Genomic DNA, 20576 nt, shown 5'->3' with positions numbered 1-20576 from the left:
TAATGGATGCTCCCCGTCGGGAGCGCAATGGGCGGACTCTCACTCCGCCGTCGGCACCGACCGGAGCGTCAGCGCAGTCCTCGACGCGACCCGGGTCAGCTTCTGCGGATTGCGGACGTAGTACAGGCCGGTGATACGGCCCTCCTCGACGCGGACCGCGAGAACTCCGTCGATCTCGCCGTTCACCCGCAGGACGAGCGCCGGGCTGCCGTTGACCTCGGTGGCCTCGCCGGTGAGGGTGACGGTGAACTTGGCGATTCCACCCGCGATGAAGCGGGCCACCTTGTCGGCGCTGACGATCGGACGCAGTGCGGCCTGCTTGACGCCGCCGCCGTCGCTGACCAGGACGACGTCGGGGGCGAGCACGTCGAGCAGCCCCTGGAGGTCCCCGGTCTCCAGCGCGCGCCGGAACGACGCCACCGCCGCCCGTGCCTCACCGGCGGACGCCGTCCTGCGGGGCCGCCGGGCGTCGACGTGCCGACGGGCCCGGTGGGCGATCTGGCGCACCGCGTCGGGGCTCTTCTCCACGGCGGCCGCGATCTCGTCGTAGTCGACGTCGAAGACCTCCCGCAGCACGAACACGGCACGCTCGGTCGGTGACAGGGTCTCCAGGACGCACATCAGCGCCATCGACAGACTCTCGGACAGCTCGACGTCCTCGGCCACGTCCGGTGCGGTGAGCAGTGGCTCGGGCAGCCAGGGCCCTACGTACGCCTCCTTGCGGCGGGTCAGGGTGCGCAGCCGGTTGAGGGCCTGCCGGGTCGTGATGCGGACCAGGTAGGCACGCCGGTCCCGGACCTCCCCGAGGTCGACCTTGATCCACCGCAGCCAGGTCTCCTGCAGGACGTCCTCCGCGTCGGCCGCCGACCCGAGCATCTCGTAGGCGACCGTGAAGAGCAGGTTGCGGTGGGCGACGAAGGTCTCGGTCGCCGGGTCGGTGGTGTGCTCGCTCATGTGTGGGTTCCTCCCCCGTCGCAGCGCGCTGTCTAGGCCGTCTGTCCGGCGGTGACCGGCGCCTCGGTCAGCTTCTGCCGGCGCTTGGCGTCCTTGGCCCACCAGGTGCGTACACCGGGCTTGCGCGCCTCGTAGCCGAGCTGCCAGACGGTGCTCCGGCAGATGATCTCCTTGAGCCTGGCACCCAGGAAGCCGCCGAGGTAGAGGCCGATCGCCGTGTCGTCCTTGCGCGCGAACTGGAAGATCCCGACCCGTCGGCCCAGGCTGATGCACTGACCGGCGAACCCCACGTCGACGGTGGCGGGCCGCTCGCCCGCGATCCTGCTCAGCACGGTCTGCGCGGCCTGCGGGCCCAGCTGCACCGCGGACTGGCAACCCATCCGGTACGGCAGGTCCGACGGCGCGGCCGAGTCGCCGGCCGCGACGATGCGCTCGTCGTCCACGCTGGTCAGGGTCTCGTCGGTGCGCAGGCGCCCCAGGGCGTCGGTGCTCAGCCCGCTGCGCGCGGCGAGGTCGGGCACACCGAATCCGGCGGTCCAGACGGTCACCTCGCTCAGCAACTCACGGCCGTCGTCGAGCCGTACGGCATCGCGGGCCACGGCCGTCACCCTGGTCCCGGGGCCTTCGAGGACGGCCACCCCCAGGCGGGCCAGGCGCCGCGCGACCGAGAGCCGGCCCCGCGGGTGCAGGTACGGGCCGAGCACACCACCGCAGACCAGGGTCACCGCGCGCCCCTCCTCCGCCAGTTCGGCGGCGGTCTCGATACCGGCCGGGCCGGCTCCCACCACCGTCACCGGTGCCGTCGAGGGCACGGCGTCGACGACGGGCCGCAGTCGCCTCGCGTCCTCCAGGGTGGCGATCGGGTGGGCGAACTCGGCCGCTCCGGGCACGTCCGGGTCGGCGCTGCCGCTGCCCACCGCGTAGACCAGGTAGTCGTAGCCGAGCCTGTCACCGGTCGCCAGCGTCACGCCGCGCCCGGCCGCGTCGATCTCGGTCACGGTGCCGACGAGCAGCCGCACCCGCTCGGCGAGGACCTTGCGGTACGGGGCCACCGCGTCGTGGGAGCCGCCGACCAGCTGGTGCAGCCGGATCCGCTCGACGAAGTCCGGGCGCGGGTTGATCAGGGTCACCGTCACGTCGTCGCGCTGGGTCAGGCGGTTGGCCGCCATGACGCCCGCGTATCCGCCGCCGATCACGAGGACTTCGGTGCTCATGATGTCTCCTCCGTCTCAAGGGGTTCGGCCTCAAGACACCGGGTGGGCGGACGCTGTGACAGCCTGTGACCCGGATCACTTTCCAGGAGCGGGAATTCGGTCCAGCGGCCTCCGATTGGCCTTGTCCCGGCCGCGAGATCACGCCGTACCGTCGGCCCATGCGCATTCGAATCGTCGACGCCTTCACCGACCGCCCGTTCGCCGGCAACCCGGCCGGGGTCCTGCTCCTGGACGACGCTTTCCCGGACGACGACCGGCTCCAGAACATCGCCCTGGAGGTCAACCACGCCGAGACGGCCTTCGCCCACCGGCTTCCCGCGGGCGGCGAGGCCGACTGGGCGCTGCGGTGGTTCACGCCCGCCACCGAGGTGAACATGTGCGGGCACGCCACGCTCGCCACGGCCCACGTCCTGCACGGCACCGGCGCCCACCGGGGCCCGGTGCGGTTCGCGACCCGCAGCGGTGTCCTCGTCGCCACGCCCGGCGAGGACGGTTCGATCACCCTGGACTTCCCGACCGCCCCGCTGACGCCGGTCGCGCTTCCCGAGGGGGTCGCCGAGGCGCTGGGCGCCGAGCCGCTGAGCGCCTTCGACACCGGTCCGAACATCGGTGACCTGCTGCTCGAACTGGCCGACGAGAAGACCGTCCACGCCCTGCGCCCCGACCTCAAGGCCCTGGGCGCCTACTCCGAGCGCGGGATCATCGCCACCGCCCGCGCCGAGAACCCGGACCTGGGCTACGACTTCGTCTCCCGCTGCTTCTTCCCTAACGTCGGCATCGACGAGGACCCGGTCACCGGCAGCGCCCACACCGCCCTGGCGCCCTACTGGGCGGAGCGGCTCGGCCGTACGGATCTGACCGGACTGCAGGCCTCGCCCCGCTCCGGCCGGGTCCGCACCGGGTCGCGCGGCGAGCGGACCCTGTTGACGGGCCGTGCGGTCACGGTGATCGAGGGCGAGCTGCTCGCCTGATCACGCGGTCGGCAGCCAGCCCACCTTCCCCGCGAGCAGCGCGTAGCCCACGAACGCCCCGATGTCGAGCAGGGAATGCGCCACCACCAGGGGGCCCACCCGGCCCCACCGCCGGTACAGGTAGACGAACACCACGCCCATGACCATGTTGCCGAGGAAGCCGCCGATGCCCTGGTAGAGGTGGTAGCTACCGCGCAGTACGGAACTGGCCACCAGGGCGGTGCCCGGGGTCCAGCCCAGCTGGTTCAGCCGGCGCAGCAGATAGCCGACGACGATCACCTCTTCGAGGATCGCGTTCTGCATCGCCGACAGGATCAGCACGGGGTACTTCCACCACACGTCGGGCAGCGCCTCGGGCACCACGGTGAGGTTGAAGCCCAGGCCGCGTGCGGCCAGGTAGAAGGCGATTCCGGTGCTGCCGATCACCGCCGCGATCCCGGCCCCGCGGGCGAGGTCGGGGCCGGGCCGGGTGCGGTCGAAGCCGAGGGTCCGCATGCTCTGGCCCTCCCGCAGGAGGAAGTGCGCGACCAGGGCCACGGGCACCAGGGCCGACGCGATCCCGAAGAGCTGCCAGGCGAGATCCAGCCAGGGGCGGCCGGGCGCGGCCGAGGCGTTGAGGGTCGCCGCCTGGTCCTTGAGACCCCCTGGTTTGGTGACCGATCCGACAAAACTGATCAGCGCGGACACACCGCTCGCACCGAGCGAAAGCCCCAGAACGAGCAGCGTCTCGTCACGGAAGAACTTCCGTGAGAGCGCCATCTGCGGAAAAGAATCGGCCACTGCCCCTTCCTCCGCCTGCACACCTGCCTCCAGTTGAGTAATCCAGCCTCATCCGTATCCCCGCGCCGCTAGGGTCCTTCGAAAGAAGTTACGAAGATCGTGCGCAAGGCCGTCGGGGGGACGGACGCCGTACGGGGGCGTACCTCCCTCCTTCCTGCCGCCAAGGCTGTGCCGGCACGAGGTTCAGGGGAGGGCACCACCGACATGGGACGTCACAGCTTGCCCGATCAGTATGGGGCGGGCGGCAGCAACCCCCGTCCACGCACGCGCCGCCGCACCGTGGCCCTCGCGACCGCGCTCGTCCTGGCCGTCGCCGGCGGTACGGCCGCCGCCGTCCAGGGCGGTCTGCTCTCCTTCGGCTCCTCCTGCCGGGACGAGGCGGTACGGATCGAGGTCGCCGCCTCCCCCGACGTGGCCCCCGCCCTGCGCGCCGCGGCCGGTCGGGCGCACGACGAGAACCTCACCTCCGACGGGCGCTGCCTCGCCATCTCGGTGACCGCGCGCGAGTCGTACAAGGTCAGGGACACGCTCGGGGCAGGCAAGGACCCCGGGGCGCAGGTGTGGGTGCCGGACTCGGACGTGTGGCTGGAGCAGCTCTCCACGGACGCGGGCGCGACGAAGGTGGCCCGCGTGGGCAACGTGGCCTCCAGTCCGGTCGGGATGGCGATGGTGCCGACCGCCGCGAAGTCGCTGGGCTGGCCGCAGAAGACGTACGGCTGGCTCGAACTGGCGGGCGCCACCCTGCAGGGCGACTCCCTCAAGCTGGGCGCCGCCGACCCCGCGCGCAGCGCGTCCGGGCTGCTCGCCCTGACCCGGCTCAGCAGTGCGGCGGGCCGGGTCGAGGACGGGGCGACGCAGGCCGCGGCGATGATGAAGTCGCTCTCGCAGCGCATCTCCGACAGCGACGGCCAGCTCGTGGAGACGCTGCCGCGGGACTCCTCGGGCACCGAGCGGGGCAATCCGAAGCGCAACCAGGCGCTGGTCGTGTCCGAGCAGGCGGCCTTCGCGCACAACTCCTCGGCGGAGTCCGGGGACGATCTGGACTTCTTCTACCCCAAGGACGGCTCACCGCGGCTGGACTACCCGTACGCGCTGGTCGACGAGACACGGCTGAGCACGGACGAGAGCCGGGCTGCGATCCGCTTCATGACCTATCTGCACAAGCCCGAGCAGGAACAGCTGCTGACGGACCGGGGGTTCAGGACCTCCGACGACCAGGTGTCGTCCGCACTGGTCGCGAAGGCCGGCGGCCGGGCGCCGCAGCCGTACGCGGCGGCGGCCGGTGAACCCGCCTCCGCGACGGCGCTCCAGGAGGCCCTCGGCATCTGGACGATCACCGTCCAGAGCGCGCGGATCACCACGGTCGTGGACGCCTCCGCCTCCATGTCGGAGCCCGTGCCGGGGACCGGCCGCTCCCGCATGGACGTGACCAAGGCGTCCCTCCTCCAGGCCCTCGCCACCTTCACCCAGGAGGACGAGATCGGCCTGTGGGAGTTCTCCACCAAGCTGGACGGCGACAAGGACTACAAGATCCTCGTGCCGACGGACCGGCTGGGCGACAGCACGGCCGCGGGCACCACCCAACGGGAGCGGCTGTCGGCGGCGTTCGGCGGCCTTGAGCCGGTGCCGGGCGGCGCGACGGGGCTGTACGACACCACGCTCGCCGCGTACAAGGCGGCGACCTCCTCCTACGCCGAGGGGAAGTTCAACGCTCTGGTGGTGCTGACCGACGGGGTCAACCAGGACCCCGGCAGCATCTCGCGCGGGGCGTTGATCTCCGAACTGGAGAAGCTCTCCAGCCCGGCCCGCCCGGTCCCCCTGATCGTGATCGCGGTGGGCCCCGACGCCGACCGAGCGGAGGCCGAACAGCTCGCCGAGGCCACCGGTGGCTCCGGCCAGCAGGTCAACGACCCGGCCCAGATCCACACGGTGATCCTGAAGGCGATCGTGGCCGCGGGCGCTCAAGGTGGCAGCGGCGGCTGACCCCGCGTCCGCCGGCGCCCCTCACCCCAGCGGCGCCGGCTCCGGCAGCCCCACCGGCCAGGTGTGCACCGGCTCTCCCGTGCGCATCAGCTCGCCGTACCGCCGTGTCGTGGCCGCGAGCGCCGCGTCCCGCGACAGTCCCGCCTCCAGTGCCCGGTGGAACGTCGCCGCCTGCCAGGAGGCCCCGTTGGCCCGGCGCCGGCAGCGCTCCTCGATCACCCCGAGATACAGGTCCCGGTCGGCGGGCTCGACGCCCCACGCCGCGAGCCCGGCCTCCGCCAGCGGCAGCAGTTCGTCCCGTACGAGGCTCACCGCGTCGACCTCGACCGTGCCGCCGTACCGACCGCGCCGGGGCCAGGTCATGCGCGCGTCGATGCCGTGCCGGCAGGCCGCGTCGAAGTTGGCCGCGCCCGCCTCGAAGGGCATCCGGGTCCACACCGGGCGCGACTCCTCGGCGAGGGCGCGGACGAGGCCGTAGTAGAAGGCCGCGTTGGCGATGACGTCGGTGATGGTGGGTCCCGCGGGCAGCACACGGTTCTCGACGCGCAGGTGCGGGACGCCGTCGGCGATGTCGTAGACGGGCCGGTTCCAGCGGTACACCGTGCCGTTGTGCAGGACGAGTTCGGCGAGCGAGGGCACCCCGCCCTCGTCGAGCACCTTCAGCGGGTCCTCGTCGTCGCAGATCGGCAGCAGGGCCGGGAAGTAGCGCAGGTTCTCCTCGAAGAGGTCGTACGCCGAGGAGATCCACCGCTCCCCGAACCAGGTGCGGGGCCGCACGCCCTGGGTCTGGAGTTCCGGCGGGCGGGTGTCCGTCGACTGCTGGAAGAGCGGCGGCCGGGACTCGCGCCACAGCTCGCGGCCGAAGAGGAAGGGCGAGTTGGCGCCGACGGCGATCTGTACGCCGGCCACCGCCTGCGCGGCGTTCCACACGTCGGCGAAGCGCCCCGGGGTGACCTGGAGGTGCAGTTGCACCGAGGTGCAGGCGGCCTCCGGGGCGATGGACTTCGAGGTGCAGGTGAGGCGTTCCACCCCGTCGATGTCGAGGACGAAGTCCTCGCCGCGGGCGGCCACGATCTGGTCGTTGAGGAGGGTGTAGCGGTCGACGTCGGACAGGTTGGAGGAGACCAGGTCGTCCCGGTCCAGGGTCGGCAGGATGCCGATCATGACGATTCCCGCGTCGAGCTCGCCCGCTTTACGGTCGGCATATGCCAGCGAGGTACGGAGTTCCTCCGCGAGCCGGTCGAATACCCGCCCGCCCAGCCGGTGTGGGGCTATGTTGACTTCCAGGTTGAACATGGCGAGTTCTGTTTGGAAATCTCGGCTTGCGATGCGTTCCAGTACCTCTCCATTCAGCATTTTCGGCATACCGTCGGTGCCGACCAGATTCAATTCGATCTCCAGACCCATCAGGTTCTTGGGGCGATCGAACCGCTGCTCCGCCAGTAGCCGCTCCAGCCCCGTCAGGCACCTGCGGAGCTTGTCGCGGTAGCGCTGGCGATCGGACAGGTCGAACTGGCCTGCCACGACCTTCTCCCCCATGAAGGGTCCCTCCTCGCTGCGTCATGAGTCAGGTGGGATGATGCCCAGTCGGAACGATCGATAACGTCCCGCCGCGGCCCCGAGCCCGCTACGCTGTCGGATGTGACCGGTGGCACATTCACTCGGCATGGGGCCGTCAGCAGTTTCGAGTGCCCCGAAGAACTCGTGAAAAACGCCGACGAGAATTGGCCGACCGCTTCCCGAACATTCCCCGAGGTCACCGGCGCGAAGCAGCCGCGGTATCGGGATGATTCTCGCGTATCGCCGACCGAATGCGTCCTTGCCCGATACAGCGGAAACGGCTAGACGAAACATCGACTGAACACATGTCGTATAAACTCCGCGAACAAGGCAGAGGGTTGGCACCCGCGGTCCTGGATCCTGCCGTCAGGTGACGTACGGCAGTCCCACCCGCACCTGCGTCACCGGACCCCGGCCCCCGCCTCTCTGACCCCCTGAGCTGACAGCGTCGTCCGCCCCCGCCCTCGTGCCACCGTGCCTGTCGAATGAGAGGCGACCCACCATGCCGCTGCATGTCCCTCCGGCTCCCGCACCCGCACTTCGCTCCGTCCTCACCGCACTCGCCTCGCCCACCGCGGTCCGCGAGGCCCGGACCCCTTCCCTGTTGCGCGCCCAGGGCCCCGTCACACCCGAGCTCCCGCTGCCCGTACACGTCCTGGACGGATCCGCCACCAGGCTGGCCGGATGGCGGTTCCTGATCCGCTGCGGCGAACGCTCGGTGGCCGCGGCCGAGACCATGCTGACCCCGGACGGCTGGGCGTTCTCGCACTTCTTCGAGGGGCCCTACATCGCGTCCACCGAGCGCGCGCTGCGTCAGGCGGAGGTGATGCAGCAGTCCTACCAGCCGCGCCTGCTGTCGATCCCTGGCCTGTACATGCTCGCGCTGTGGCTGCACGGCGACTGCGCGGCGGACGCCGCCACTGGCCGCCTCGCCGCCACCGACCTGCTCGTCCCGCTGGCACCGGCCCCGCCCGGTATCGCCGCGCACCGCCCGCACCGGGCCGACGAACTGCTTCCGGTGCTGACCCATCGGGTGACTCCGGCCCCGCTGCTCGGCTCGCCCGCCTGACACCCCGCCCGGCGTCCTCGTACCCCGCCCCGCATTTCCGGGTAGCGGGGTACGACTCCGTTTCGGGTGGCATTAAGGTCGTACGCAATCCCCGGGGATCACCCGGAAACCATTTGCTCGTACGAGCAGAGAATTGCTCGGACGAGCCGATTGCGGGACCCGTTCCAGGCGGACTAGCCCTTTCAGGCCCCCTCGAACCACCCGAAGGGACAGTGCAGTTGGACTGAACCGTCCGACCGGGTGACGCGTCTCCAACCTGTGAAGAAGTGGTGATGCGAAATCCCTGCGGATAGACGCCCGTAGGGCAACACTGGGTTCCGACTGAGTTATCGCAACGGGGGACGTCATGACCACAACACAGCGAAAGATCCCACCAATGTGCCAGCACCAGCCGCCGTGTCCCACCGCCGACTCCGCCGACCGGGAATCCGCCCGTCTCGTGGCGCACCACCCGGAACAGGGCTGGAGCCTGCTGTGCAACGGCGTTCTGCTCTTCGAGGACACCGGTGAGCTCCTGCCCGACGGTCGGGTCATCGCCCCGCACCGCCCACTCGCGGCAGCCACCGCCGCCTGAGCACGACCGGGCGGCGGCCGCCGTACCGCCCGGGGACCTTGAGGGGCCGGCTCGCAGCGACTGTCTGCGCACCGGCCCCGACGCATGTCGGTCGGCGATCACTCCCTGTGACGCCTTGTGTATGGGCCCACTTTTCCGGAAGACTCCTGGAAGTTCCGAGCCCGACGTATTCGAGGCTCCGACGCGGAGGTGGGCAAGTGACAGCAGGCGAGGCCGACGCCGAACCCCGGGGCAGAGTCACCATCACGGAGATCGCCCGGCAGGCCGGGGTCTCGGTGCCGACGGTGTCCCGAGTGGTCAACGGCCGGTCGGACGTGTCCCCGCACACCCGCGCGCGGGTCGAGGAACTGCTCCAGCAGTACGGCTACCGCAAGCGCCCCGCGGCCCCCGGCACCCGCGCCGCCCTGCTCGACCTGGTCTTCAACGACCTCGACAGTCCCTGGGCCGTGGAGATCATCCGTGGTGTCGAGGAGGTCGCCCACACGGAGGGCGTCGGCACCGTGGTCTCCGCGATCCACGGCCGCTCCGGCGACGCGCGCGAGTGGATGCGCAACCTGCGCGCCCGCGCCTCCGACGGGGTCATCCTGGTCACCTCGGCGCTTGACATGGTCCTCCACGACGAACTGCGCGTGCTCGGTGTCCCGTTGGTGGTCGTCGACCCGGCCGGCTCCCCCGCACTGAACGCCCCCACCATCGGCGCGGCCAACTGGTCGGGAGGGCTCGCCGCCACCGAACACCTGCTGTCCCTCGGGCATCGCAGGATCGGCCTGATCGCCGGGCCGCCCCGGCTGCTCTGCTCGCGGGCCCGCCTCGACGGCTACCGCGCCGCCCTCGAAGGCGCCGGGCTCACCTTCGACGAGGCCCTGGTCGTGCCCGGCGACTTCCACCCGGAGTCCGGCTTCGCGGGCTGCGAGAAGCTGCTCGACCTGCCCGAGCCGCCGACCGCGGTGTTCGCGGCCAGCGACCAGATGGCCCTCGGCGCGATCGAGGCGCTGCGGAGGCGTGGGCTGCGGGTGCCGGAGGACATGAGCCTGGTGGGTTTCGACGATCTTCCGGAAGTCCGCTGGTCGGCTCCGCCGCTGACGACCGTCCGCCAACCCCTCGCCGACATGGGAAAACTGGCCGTCCGCACGGTCCTCGAACTGGCCCGCAACCAACGCCCGGACTCGCCGCGCGTGGAACTGGGGACGGAATTGGTGGTGCGCTCCAGCACCGCACCACCGACCACTACCTGAGGAGCCAGAACGCCCGTCTCCCGCCCGGGCGGCACCGGCGAATGGCGCGCCCGGCAGCCGGCCCGGACCCGGCCATCAGGATCCCCGCCACTCCTCGACCGTCGCTCAAGCCAACCGGCGGCCCCGGCAGGACAACGTGAATCCGCCGCGGCCGCCCAGGCCCGCCCCTCTTCCTCGCCCCCTACTTCAGCGCGGCCCGAATCGCGTAGTACGCCGGCTTCGGCTGGAGTTGCTCGTCCCAGGGCAGCGCGGCTCCCTGGCCCTCGAAGAACGCCGGGATCCAGGAGTACTTGTCGGTGTAGTCCCAGATGGTGATGCCGACACACCGCCGCACCGCGAGGCACGCGTCGGTCAAGTCGGCGTACCACTGGGCCTGTTGGGCCAGCTTCTCCTCGGTCGCGGGCAGGATCATCCGGATGTCGACCTCGGTGAGCGCGGTGTCCAGGCCGAGCTTGGCGAAGCGGCGGAGGTTGTCCTCCAGGGTGGTCGGATAGCCGTACTGGAGCGCCAGATGGGTCTGGAGTCCGATCCCGTCGAGCGGAACGCCCTTCGCCTTCAGCTCCTTGGCCAGGTTGTAGTAGGCGTCGCTCTTCGCCCCGATCCCCTCGATGTTGTAGTCGTTGAGGTAGAGCTTGACCTTGGGGTCGGCCTGGCGGGCCCAGCGCAGGGCGTCGGCGATGTACCCGGGGCCGAGGGTCTTGTAGAAGACGGACTCGCGGTAGGTGCCGTCCTCGTTGAAGGCCTCGTTGACGACGTCCCAGGCGAAGACCTTGCCCCGGTAGTGCCGTACCTCGGTCTGGACGTGCTTCTTCAGTACGGGCCTCAGCTCCGCCGCCGTCCACTCGCGCGAGGTGATCCAGTCGGGCAACTGGCTGTGCCACACGAGGGTGTGACCGCGCACCTTCTGGTGGTTCGCGCGGGCGAGGTTCACGATCTCGTCGCCGTTGGTCCAGTCGAAGACCCCCGGCTGGGGTTCGGTGGCGTACCACTTCATGCCGTTGCCCGGCGTGATCTGGTCGAACTCGCTGCCGAGGACCTTCTTGTACGGCTCGTCGACGAGCTCGGGGTTGTCGGTGGCGCTGCCGAAGTAGCGGCCGTGGCGCTGGGCGAGGTCAGCCAGTGTGGCCGGCTTCCCGTGGGCCTGGGCGGGTGCGCCGAGGCCGGTGACGACCAGGGCCGCGGCCAGGACTCCGACGAGTCTCAGACGGTTTTTGCGCATGGGGCGACTCCTCACGTGCGGGTGCGGGGTGGGTGAGCCGTACTTTTCGAGACGCCGCCGTCAGCCCTTCGTGGCACCGGCGGTGAGGCCGCCGACGAGCTGGCGCTCGGCGACCGAGTAGAAGGCCAGGGCGGGCACCATCGCCAGGACGAGATAGGCGAAGACACGGGCGTACTCCGCGGAGTACTGGCCCTGGAACTGCTGCACCCCGATGGGCAGCGTCCACCACGTGTTGTCGGTGAACACCAGCAGCGGCAGCATGAAGTTGTTCCAGCTGGTGACGACGGCGAGCACCGAGACCGTGCCGAGCGCGGGCCGTGCCATGGGCAGCAGCACCCGCCAGAAGAACCCGAAGGAGCTGCACCCGTCGAGGGTGGCCGCCTCCTCCAGTTCCCCGGGGATCTCCCGGAAGAAGGCCCGCAGGATGATGATCGTCATCGGCAGTCCGAAGGCGGCCTGCGGCAGGATCACGCCCAGCGGGTTGTCCAGCAGCCCCAGATAGCGCAGCAGCAGGAACAGCGGCAGGACCGCCACCGCGAAGGGGAACATCAGCCCCATCGTGAAGAGCGTGAACAGCGCCTCCCGGCCGCGGAAGGCGAACCGGGCGAAGGAGAACGCGGCGAGCGCGGACAGAGCGACCACCAGCACCGTCGTACCGACCGCGATCAGGGTGCTGCTGCCGAGCAGCCGCCAGAAGTCGCCGCCGCCGAGGATGTCGGTGTAGTTGCTGGTCAGCCAGTGCTCGGGCAGCCCGAAGGGATTGCTGGAGAGCTCGTCGGTGGACTTGAACCCGGACAGGACCGCATACACGAGCGGCACGATCATCACCGCGCCGACGACGACGAGGATCACGTGCAGCGGCAGGGTGCGCACACCCTCTGTACGGCGCGTCACTTGCCGTCCCCCCTCATCGTCGTGGTGGCCCCTTCGAGGTCGCGGCGGAGCACGAACCGCTGGTAGGCGAGGGCGAAGACGAGGCAGATACCGAACATGACCACGCTGATCGCGCTGGCGTAGCCGACCTGGTAGCGCTTGAAGCCGTACTGGAACATGGTCACGGCCATCGTCTCGGAGTGGTGGTCGGGCCCGCCCTGGGTGATCACCCAGACCAGGTCGAAGAGCTGGATCGCACCGATGACGGACAGGAAGACGCTGATGCGCAGGGTGGGCGCGAGCAGCGGCAGGGTGACGTTGCGGAACCGCTGCCAGGCGCCGGCGCCGTCGATGAGCGCCGCCTCGGTCAACTCCCGTGGGATGGACTGGAGTCCGGCCAGGTAGAGCATCATGTGGAAGCCGAAGTACTTCCAGGTCATGACGAGGAAGAGCGTCGCCATGACATACGACGGGTCGGCGAACCACAGCCCGCCCAGGCCGTCGAGTCCGACCGCGCCCAGGACATGGTCGGCGAGTCCGTCGTCCGGGGCGAAGACCATGCTGAACAGCACGCCCGTGATCGCCTCGGACAGGACGTAGGGCGCGAAGAACAGCATCCGGTAGACGGCCCGGCCGCGGAGCTTCTGGTTGAGCAGGACCGCCATGGCGAGCGCGAACGGCAGCTGGAGCACGAGGGAGAGCAGCACCAGGACCAGGCAGCGCCACAGGTCGCCGAGGAAGATCGGGTTGTCGAAGAGGTTGGTGAAGTTGTCGGTGCCGACGTAGTCGGAGGGCATGCCGAAGCCGCCCCAACGGAAGAAGGCGGCGTACAGCGCGAACAGCATCGGCAGCAGGACCATGCCGATGAACAGCACCAGGGCGGGCAGTTGGAAGCCCACCGCGGTCAGCCAGTGCAGTACGCGCCGGCGGCCCCGCCCCCGGGCCCTGACCGATTCCGGGGGCGGGAGATCGGTGCCCGGACCGCTCCGCTTGTCTGCGAGGAACGTGGAGGTCATCGCGGGCTACTGCTCTTCCTTCGCGGTCTGCGTGATCGACTGGGCGACCTGCTCGGGGGACTTGGAGCCGGCGATCAGCGCGGCCACGCTGTCGTTGACCTCCTGGCCCACGGCGGGGGCGTACGCCTGGTCGAGGTAGAGCTGGAAGCCGGTGGCGGCCTTCAACTGGGCCTGGACGAGCTTGAGGTTGGGGTCGGTCATGGCCTTCTCCGCGTTCGGCAGCACGGGAAGGATGCTGGTCTTCTTGACCAGTTCCAGTTCGGTGGCCTCGGAGGCGAAGAACTTCAGGAACTCGACGGCCGCCTGCGGGGCGCCCCGGCGCAGGGCGTGTCCGCCGCCCCCGCCGAACACCTCGGTGATGGCGCCCTTGCCGCCCTCGACCGCGGGGAACGGGAAGAACCCGAGGTCGTTGCCGAGGCCCTTCCCGGCGTCGGCCTCCACGGACGGGGCCCACTGGCCCATGAGCTCCATGGCCGCCTTGCCGTTGCCCACGGCGGCCGCCTGGCCGGTCGGGGTGGAGTAGGCGGCGTTGAGGAAGCCCTTCTGGAAGGGCTGGAGGTCCACGAGCTGCTTGAGGTGCCGGCCGGCCTCGACGAATCCGGCACCGGTGAAGTCCTTGTCCTCACTGGCCTTCTGGAGCGCGTCGATGCCCGCGGTGCGCATCGCGAGGTAGGCCCAGTAGTACATGCCGGGCCACTTCTCCTTGCCGGCGAGCGCGATGGGCGTGATGTTCTTCGCCTTCAGCTTGCTCACGGCCTCGAGGAATCCGCCCCAGGTGGTGGGCGGTTCGCTGACACCGGCCTGCTGGAAGAGCTTCTTGTTGTACCAGAAGCCGATCATGCCCATGTCGAACGGAATGCCGTAGACCTTGTCGTCGTAGATGTACGGCTCCTTGGTGACCTTCAGCAGACCGTCCGCCCACGGCTTGGTCCGGTCGGTCAGATCCTCGACGAGGCCCGCGTCGACCTGCTGCTTGAGAACGCCGCCGCCCCAGGTGTGGAAGATGTCGGGGAGCTTCCCGGAGGCGGTCAGCGCCGTCATCTTCGACTTGTAGGCGTCGTTCTCCAGCTGGACGATCTTTATCTTGATCTTGGGGTTCGCGGCCTCGAACTTCTTGGCGAGGGCCGCCCAGACACTCTTCGACGGCTCGGTGGTGGAGATGTTCCACCACTCCACCGTGGTCGTCCCGTCGGACGAACCTCCGTCCGAGTCGCCGCCACAACCGGTCAGTGCCGTCATGCCCAGACCGGCCGCGGCGGACGCCGCCAGAAAACCACGGCGGGACAGTGCCGGGTCGCCCATGATGCGCTCCTTGGGTACGGGACGGAGCCGTCCTTGTCCGTCCTGAGGTCCGAAAGTTTCGGAGTAGATCCAGAAAGCTTCGCTGCTGCCGCACCCTAGAGACAGCTACTAAACGGTGGCAACCCCCTGTGCACGGGGAATGTTCGGGGATTGACCCGCCAACTCGTCCCGGAGGGCCTCGCGTCGGGGAACGGGGAGCGCTTGCCGTGCGAGCACTCGCCCTGCGACCGCGATCCGGGACGCCCCGCCCGGCTCCCCCCGACGGCAGGGCGCCGAGGCGTCGAGACCACCTGAGGGTCACACAGCGGGCGGGGGCACGGCGGCCGGACCCGGCGGCCGTGCCCGGAACTCGGAAGCCGGACGACGCTCCCGCGCGATGCAGGGCGATCGACTCACCCGCCGGACAGTCACTCCGTACGGGGCGGTCCACAGTGCACGAGGACGGCGGTAGCCTCCTACGGCTATGTCGTCGCGCCCGTGTGCGCCTGCCCCCCTGAAGTGCCGAAACATTCGCCATCTCTGGCGAACATTACGAAGCGGATCGGTGTCGTCGCCCGGCACACCCGGTCGGAACACCACGCCGGGTGCCGATCGGCGAGACGGTGAGTTCACGGCCCCGGTCCCGACATGACGCTGCGTGTCCACCTCGGCCGACCCGCCCCAGCAGTTCGAACCGGGACGAGACAGCCCCCTCAACTGGACCGTCCCTCGTCTCCGACGTCCCTCATGCCGAGTCTTAACGGAAGTTTGACGCCCCTGCAGCCTTGCACCGCGGGCCCGAGCGTCACTCTCCGCTTACGCTGGTCCCGCCGTCGGACGGGCGGCCGGACCCGAACCGAGCCGTACCTAGGAGCGCCCCCGATGGCCACCACCGAGCACCCGCCCCCGAGCCGTCTGCGCTCCTGGATGCTGGAAGGCCTCTCGGACATGGGCAAGGGCGGCGGCCATACCGGTCCGCACGCCAAACCCGAGCCCCCGCACAAGGGTCAGCCCTGGTGGCGGGTGATGTGCCTGACCGGCGTCGACTACTTCTCCACCCTCGGCTACCAGCCCGGCATCGCCGCCCTCGCCGCCGGCCTGCTCTCCCCCATCGCGACCATCGTGCTCGTCCTCGTCACCCTGGCCGGCGCCCTGCCCGTCTACCGTCGCGTGGCCGAGGAAAGCCCGCACGGCGAGGGCTCCATCGCCATGCTGGAACGCCTCCTGTCGTTCTGGCAGGGCAAGCTCTTCGTCCTGACCCTGCTCGGCTTCGCCGCCACCGACTTCCTGATCACCATCACCCTCTCGGCGGCGGACGCCTCCACCCACCTGGTCGAGAACCCCCACCTGACCAGCGCCCTGCACGACAAGCAGATGCTGATCACCCTCGTCCTGGTGGCCCTGCTCGGCGCGGTCTTCCTCAAGGGCTTCCTGGAGGCCGTGGGCGTCGCGGTCGCCCTGGTCGGCATCTACCTCGCCCTCAATGTGGTCGTGGTGGTCGTCGGTCTGTGGCACGTCGTCACCGCAGGGCACGTCGTCACCGACTGGTCCAGCGCCCTGACCGCCGAGCACGGCAACGTCTTCGCCATGGTCGGCGTGGCCCTGCTGGTCTTCCCCAAGCTCGCACTCGGCCTGTCCGGCTTCGAGACCGGCGTCGCCGTCATGCCGCACGTCAAGGGCGACGCCGGCGACACCGAGGAGCGCCCCACCGGCCGGATCCGCGACACCAGGAAGCTGCTCACCACCGCCGCCCTGATCATGAGCGTCTTCCTGATCGCCACCAGCTTCATCACCACCCTCCTGATCCCGGAGAAGGACTTCGAGTCCGGCGGCCCGGCCAACGGCCGCGCCCTGGCCTACCTCGCCCACGAATACCTCGGCGGCGCCTTCGGCACGGTCTACGACGTCTCCACGATCGCCATCCTGTGGTTCGCCGGCGCCTCCGCGATGGCCGGCCTGCTCAACCTGATGCCCCGCTACCTGCCCCGCTACGGCATGGCCCCGCACTGGGCCCGCGCCGTGCGCCCCATGGTCATCGTCTTCACCCTGATCGGCTTCCTGGTCACCTGGACCTTCGACGCGAGCGTCGACGCCCAGGGCGGCGCCTACGCCACCGGCGTCCTGGTCCTCATCAGCTCAGCGGCGATCGCCGTGACCATCGCCGCGCACAAGGCCGTCCAGCGGGGCTGGACGATCGGCTTCGCGGTCATCTCGACGGTCTTCCTCTACGTCACCGTCGCGAACATCATCGAACGCCCCGACGGCGTCAAGATCGGCGCCTGCTTCATCGCCGGCATCATCCTCGTCTCCCTCCTCTCCCGCCTTGCCCGCGCCTTCGAGCTGCGCGTGACCAGCGTGACGCTCGACCCGATGGCGGAACGTTTCATCCGGGACATCGCCAGCCGCAAAATCCGCTTCATCGCCAACGAACCCGACCAGCGCGACAAGGCCGAGTACCGCGAGAAGATCGAACAGATCCGGGACGACCACGACCTCCCCGGCGAGGACTTCGTCTTCGTCGAGGTCACCGTCCTGGACCCCTCCGAGTTCGAGGCCGGCCTCACCGTCCGCGGCGAGGTCCTGCACGGCCGCTACCGCGTCCTGACCCTGGAGTCCTCCTCCATCCCGAACGCCCTGGCCGCCCTCCTCCTGCATGTGCGCGACCTCACCGGCTGCATCCCCCACATGTACTTCGAATGGACCGAGGGCAACCCCTTCCGCAACTTCCTGCGGTTCTTCCTCTTCGGTCAGGGCGAAGTCGCCCCCGTCACCCGAGAGGTCCTCCGCGAGGCGGAACCCGACCGCGCCCGCCGTCCCCGGGTCCACACCGCCTGATCCACGCAGCCGGCGGCACATTCCCCCGAGCGAACAGTCCCCGGCGCAAAGAAGAAGGGCCCCGTCCGAGACGGGGCCCTCTTCACGTCAGGTCAGTCGTCGTACGCGTCCAGCGGCGGGCACGAACACACCAGGTTCCGGTCACCGAACGCCTGGTCGATCCGTCGTACCGGCGGCCAGTACTTGTCCGCCACCGACACCCCGGCCGGGAACACGGCCTCCTCGCGCGTGTACGCGTGCTCCCACGCACCGCCCAGCGCACCGGCGGTGTGCGGAGCGTTCCGCAGCGGGTTGTCGTCCGCGTCCCACTCCCCTGCCCCGACCTTCTCGATCTCCCCGCGAATGGCGATCATCGCCTCGCAGAACCGGTCGAGCTCGGTCAGGTCCTCGGACTCCGTCGGCTCGATCATCAGTGTCCCGGCCACCGGGAACGACATGGTCGGCGCGTGGAAGCCGTAGTCGATGAGCCGCTTGGCCACGTCGTCGACGCTCACCCCGGTCGCCTTGGTCAGCGGCCGCAGATCGATGATGCACTCGTGCGCCACCAGTCCGCCGGGACCGGTGTAGAGCACGGGGTAGTGCGGCTCAAGCCGCTTGGCGATGTAGTTGGCGGAGAGCACCGCCACCTGCGTGGCCCGCTTGAGCCCCTCACCGCCCATGAGCCGGACGTACGCCCACGAGATCGGCAGGATCCCCGCGGAGCCCCAGGGAGCGGCCGAGACGGGCCCCACGCCGGTCTCCGGGCCGGCCTCGGGCTGCATCGGATGGTTCGGCAGATACGGCGCCAGGTGCGCCCGTACGCCGACCGGACCGACGCCCGGGCCACCGCCGCCGTGCGGGATGCAGAAGGTCTTGTGCAGGTTCAGGTGCGAGACGTCACCGCCGAAGTGCCCCGGCTTGGCCAGCCCCACCAGGGCGTTGAGGTTCGCCCCGTCGACGTACACCTGACCGCCGGCCTCGTGCACCTGGGCGCAGATGTCGGCGACGTGCTCCTCGAACACGCCGTGCGTCGAGGGGTAGGTGATCATCAGCACGGACAGCTCGTCGCGGTGCTGCTCGATCTTGGCCCGCAGGTCCTCGACGTCGATCTCGCCGTCCCCGGCGGTCTTCACGACGACGACCTTCATGCCCGCCATCACGGCGCTGGCGGCATTGGTCCCGTGCGCGGACGACGGAATCAGACACACGGTCCGCTGGTCGTCCCCGTTGGCCCGGTGATACCCGCGCACGGCGAGCAGCCCGGCCAGCTCGCCCTGCGAGCCCGCGTTCGGCTGCAGGGACACCTTGTCGTACCCGGTGACCTCGGCGAGCTGCTCCTCCAGCTCGCGGATCAGTGTCAGATACCCCTGCGCCTGCTCGGCGGGCGCGAAGGGGTGCAGCTGCCCGAACTCGGGCCAGGTGACCGGCTCCATCTCCGTGGTCGCGTTGAGCTTCATGGTGCAGGAGCCCAGCGGGATCATGCCGCGGTCGAGCGCGTAGTCGCGGTCGGCGAGCCTGCGCAGGTAGCGCAGCATCGCGGTCTCGGAGCGGTACTGGTGGAAGACGGGGTGGGTGAGGAAGTCGTCGCCCCGCAGCAGAGCGTCCGGCAGCGCCTCCTCGGTGGCCGCGTCCAGCGCCTCGATGTCGGCCTCGACCCCGAACGCGTTCCACACGGCACCCACCTGGGCCCGCGCGGTGGTCTCGTCGCACGCGAGGGACACGTGGTCGGCGTCGACGAGGTGCAGGTTGACGCCGTTCCGGCGCGCCGCGGAGACGATCTCGGCGGCCCTGGCCGGCACCCGCACGGTCAGCGTGTCGAAGTAGGACCCGTGCACGACCTCGACCCCACCGGCCGTCAGCCCCGCGGCGAGGACGTTCGCGTACCGGTGCGTCCGCCGCGCGATGCCCTTCAACCCGTCGGACCCGTGGTAGACGGCGTACATCCCGGCCATGACCGCGAGCAGCACCTGCGCGGTGCAGATGTTGCTGGTCGCCTTCTCCCGGCGGATGTGCTGCTCACGCGTCTGCAGCGCCAGCCGGTAGGCCTTGTCGCCGTCGGCGTCCACGGACACGCCCACGAGCCGCCCGGGCAGGCTCCTGGCGAACTTCTCCTGTACGGCCATGTATCCGGCGTGCGGGCCGCCGAAGCCCATCGGCACACCGAACCGCTGCGTGGTACCGACCGCGATGTCCGCCCCGAGCTCACCCGGCGACTTCAGCAGGGTCAGCGCGAGCAGATCGGCGGCGACGGTCACGAGAGCGCCGAGCTCGTGAGCCTGGTCGATGAGCGGCTTGATGTCCCGTACGACTCCGGAGGCGCCGGGGTACTGGACCAGCACGCCGTTGATCTCACGCCCGGCGATCTCGGCCGGGATCCCGTCGCTGAGGTCGGCGACCACGACCTCCAGGCCGGTCGGTTCGGCACGGGTCTCGATCACGGCGATGGTCTGCGGCAGCACGTCGGCGTCGACGAGGAAGAGCCCCTTCTTGTTCTTCCCCATGCGGCGGGACAGTGCCATGGCCTCGGCCGCCGCGGTTCCCTCGTCGAGCAGCGAGGCACCGGAGGTCGGCAGCCCGGTGAGCTCGGCGACCATGGTCTGGAAGTTGAGCAGAGCCTCGAGCCGTCCCTGCGAGATCTCCGGCTGATACGGCGTGTAGGCCGTGTACCAGGCCGGGTTCTCCATGACGTTGCGCAGGATGACGGGCGGAGTGAAGGTGCCGTAGTACCCGAGTCCGATCATGGAGTCGAGCACCTGGTTGCGGTCGGCCAGCGACCGCAGCTCGGCCAGCACCTCGGCCTCGGTGCGCGCACGGGGCAGTTCCAGCGCATCGGCGTTCTTGATCACGTCGGGTACCGCGGCGGCGGTCAGCTCGTCGAGCGAGCCGTAGCCGACCTGGGCGAGCATCTTGGCCCGGGCTTCATGATCCGGACCGATGTGACGCTGCTCGAACGGGATCCCCTGCTCGAGCTCTGCGAGCGGAATGCGGTGGGCGGTCATTGCGGAGGCCTCCTGGTCTGACGCGACCTTCGAG

15 protein-coding genes are annotated in these 20576 nt (G+C 70.0%); 6 read left to right on the top strand and 9 right to left on the bottom strand.

The features are described 5' to 3' along the window. Nucleotides 1-39: 39 nt before the first annotated feature. Nucleotides 40-954, bottom strand: coding sequence for an RNA polymerase sigma-70 factor (locus RKD20_RS37015; RefSeq protein ID WP_424881496.1), 915 nt, complete (start codon nt 952-954; stop codon nt 40-42). Nucleotides 955-986: 32 nt separating this feature from the next. After that, nucleotides 987-2168: an NAD(P)/FAD-dependent oxidoreductase gene (locus RKD20_RS37010; RefSeq protein WP_424881495.1), complete on the bottom strand. Its 1182-nt coding sequence runs from the start codon at nt 2166-2168 to the stop codon at nt 987-989. A gap of 158 nt (nt 2169-2326) precedes the next feature. Here RKD20_RS37010 and RKD20_RS37005 point away from each other — a divergent pair, with 158 nt between their 5' ends. Beyond that, a complete protein-coding gene (locus RKD20_RS37005) occupies nt 2327-3139 on the top strand; it encodes a PhzF family phenazine biosynthesis protein (RefSeq protein ID WP_424881494.1) in 813 nt (270 codons plus the stop codon). Here RKD20_RS37005 and RKD20_RS37000 read toward each other — a convergent pair whose 3' ends face one another. Further along, nucleotides 3140-3940, bottom strand: coding sequence for a CPBP family intramembrane glutamic endopeptidase (locus tag RKD20_RS37000; RefSeq protein WP_424881493.1), 801 nt, complete (start codon nt 3938-3940; stop codon nt 3140-3142). Nucleotides 3941-4123: 183 nt separating this feature from the next. Here RKD20_RS37000 and RKD20_RS36995 point away from each other — a divergent pair, with 183 nt between their 5' ends. Beyond that, nucleotides 4124-5902, top strand: a complete 1779-nt coding sequence (locus RKD20_RS36995) for a substrate-binding and VWA domain-containing protein (RefSeq protein ID WP_424881492.1) — start codon at nt 4124-4126, stop codon at nt 5900-5902. Between the two features lie 21 nt (nt 5903-5923). Here the strand turns inward: RKD20_RS36995 and RKD20_RS36990 are convergent, their stop codons facing one another. Further along, nucleotides 5924-7441 carry a glutamate-cysteine ligase family protein gene (locus tag RKD20_RS36990; RefSeq protein WP_424881491.1) on the bottom strand — a complete coding sequence of 506 codons (1518 nt, stop codon included), beginning with the start codon at nt 7439-7441 and terminating at the stop codon, nt 5924-5926. A gap of 523 nt (nt 7442-7964) precedes the next feature. Between RKD20_RS36990 and RKD20_RS36985 the strand changes: the two genes are divergently transcribed. From RKD20_RS36985 to RKD20_RS36975, 3 genes are all read left to right on the top strand, one after another. After that, the gene (locus tag RKD20_RS36985; protein ID WP_424881490.1) at nt 7965-8531 is read left to right on the top strand and encodes a hypothetical protein; all 567 of its coding nucleotides are present in this window, start codon (nt 7965-7967) and stop codon (nt 8529-8531) included. A 376-nt stretch (nt 8532-8907) separates the two neighbouring features. Then, nucleotides 8908-9105, top strand: a complete 198-nt coding sequence (locus RKD20_RS36980; RefSeq protein ID WP_020123464.1) for a DUF5999 family protein — start codon at nt 8908-8910, stop codon at nt 9103-9105. Nucleotides 9106-9302: 197 nt separating this feature from the next. Further along, nucleotides 9303-10340 (top strand): LacI family DNA-binding transcriptional regulator, encoded by a 1038-nt coding sequence (locus RKD20_RS36975; RefSeq protein WP_424881489.1) that lies wholly within the window; start codon nt 9303-9305, stop codon nt 10338-10340. 181 nt (nt 10341-10521) lie between these two features. Here RKD20_RS36975 and RKD20_RS36970 read toward each other — a convergent pair whose 3' ends face one another. The 4 genes from RKD20_RS36970 to RKD20_RS36955 are packed head-to-tail and all read right to left on the bottom strand — an operon-like array spanning nt 10522 to nt 14750. Further along, complete coding sequence (locus tag RKD20_RS36970; protein WP_424881488.1) at nt 10522-11559, bottom strand: endo-1,4-beta-xylanase; 1038 nt, start codon at nt 11557-11559, stop codon at nt 10522-10524. A gap of 60 nt (nt 11560-11619) precedes the next feature. Then, on the bottom strand, nt 11620-12453 hold the full coding sequence (locus RKD20_RS36965) for a carbohydrate ABC transporter permease (protein ID WP_424881487.1): 834 nt from the start codon (nt 12451-12453) through the stop codon (nt 11620-11622). After that, nucleotides 12450-13448, bottom strand: coding sequence for a carbohydrate ABC transporter permease (locus tag RKD20_RS36960; protein WP_424881486.1), 999 nt, complete (start codon nt 13446-13448; stop codon nt 12450-12452). Before RKD20_RS36960 ends, RKD20_RS36965 begins: the two co-directional genes overlap by 4 nt. Nucleotides 13449-13454: 6 nt before the next feature. Further along, nucleotides 13455-14750: an extracellular solute-binding protein gene (locus RKD20_RS36955; RefSeq protein WP_020123459.1), complete on the bottom strand. Its 1296-nt coding sequence runs from the start codon at nt 14748-14750 to the stop codon at nt 13455-13457. Nucleotides 14751-15611: 861 nt separating this feature from the next. Here RKD20_RS36955 and RKD20_RS36950 point away from each other — a divergent pair. Then, entirely contained in the window at nt 15612-17564 is a 1953-nt protein-coding gene (locus RKD20_RS36950; protein WP_424881485.1) for an amino acid transporter, read from the top strand. Nucleotides 17565-17656: 92 nt separating this feature from the next. Here RKD20_RS36950 and gcvP read toward each other — a convergent pair whose 3' ends face one another. Beyond that, nucleotides 17657-20542: an aminomethyl-transferring glycine dehydrogenase gene (gene gcvP, locus RKD20_RS36945; protein ID WP_424881484.1), complete on the bottom strand. Its 2886-nt coding sequence runs from the start codon at nt 20540-20542 to the stop codon at nt 17657-17659. Nucleotides 20543-20576: the final 34 nt, after the last annotated feature.

Origin of the sequence: Streptomyces sp. SLBN-8D4 (genome assembly GCF_049739545.1) — a bacterium.
In the GTDB taxonomy this organism is placed as follows: domain Bacteria; phylum Actinomycetota; class Actinomycetes; order Streptomycetales; family Streptomycetaceae; genus Streptomyces; species Streptomyces canus_C.
Note: the sequence above shows the minus strand (reverse complement) of the source record. Positions and strands in the feature narration are given on the sequence as shown.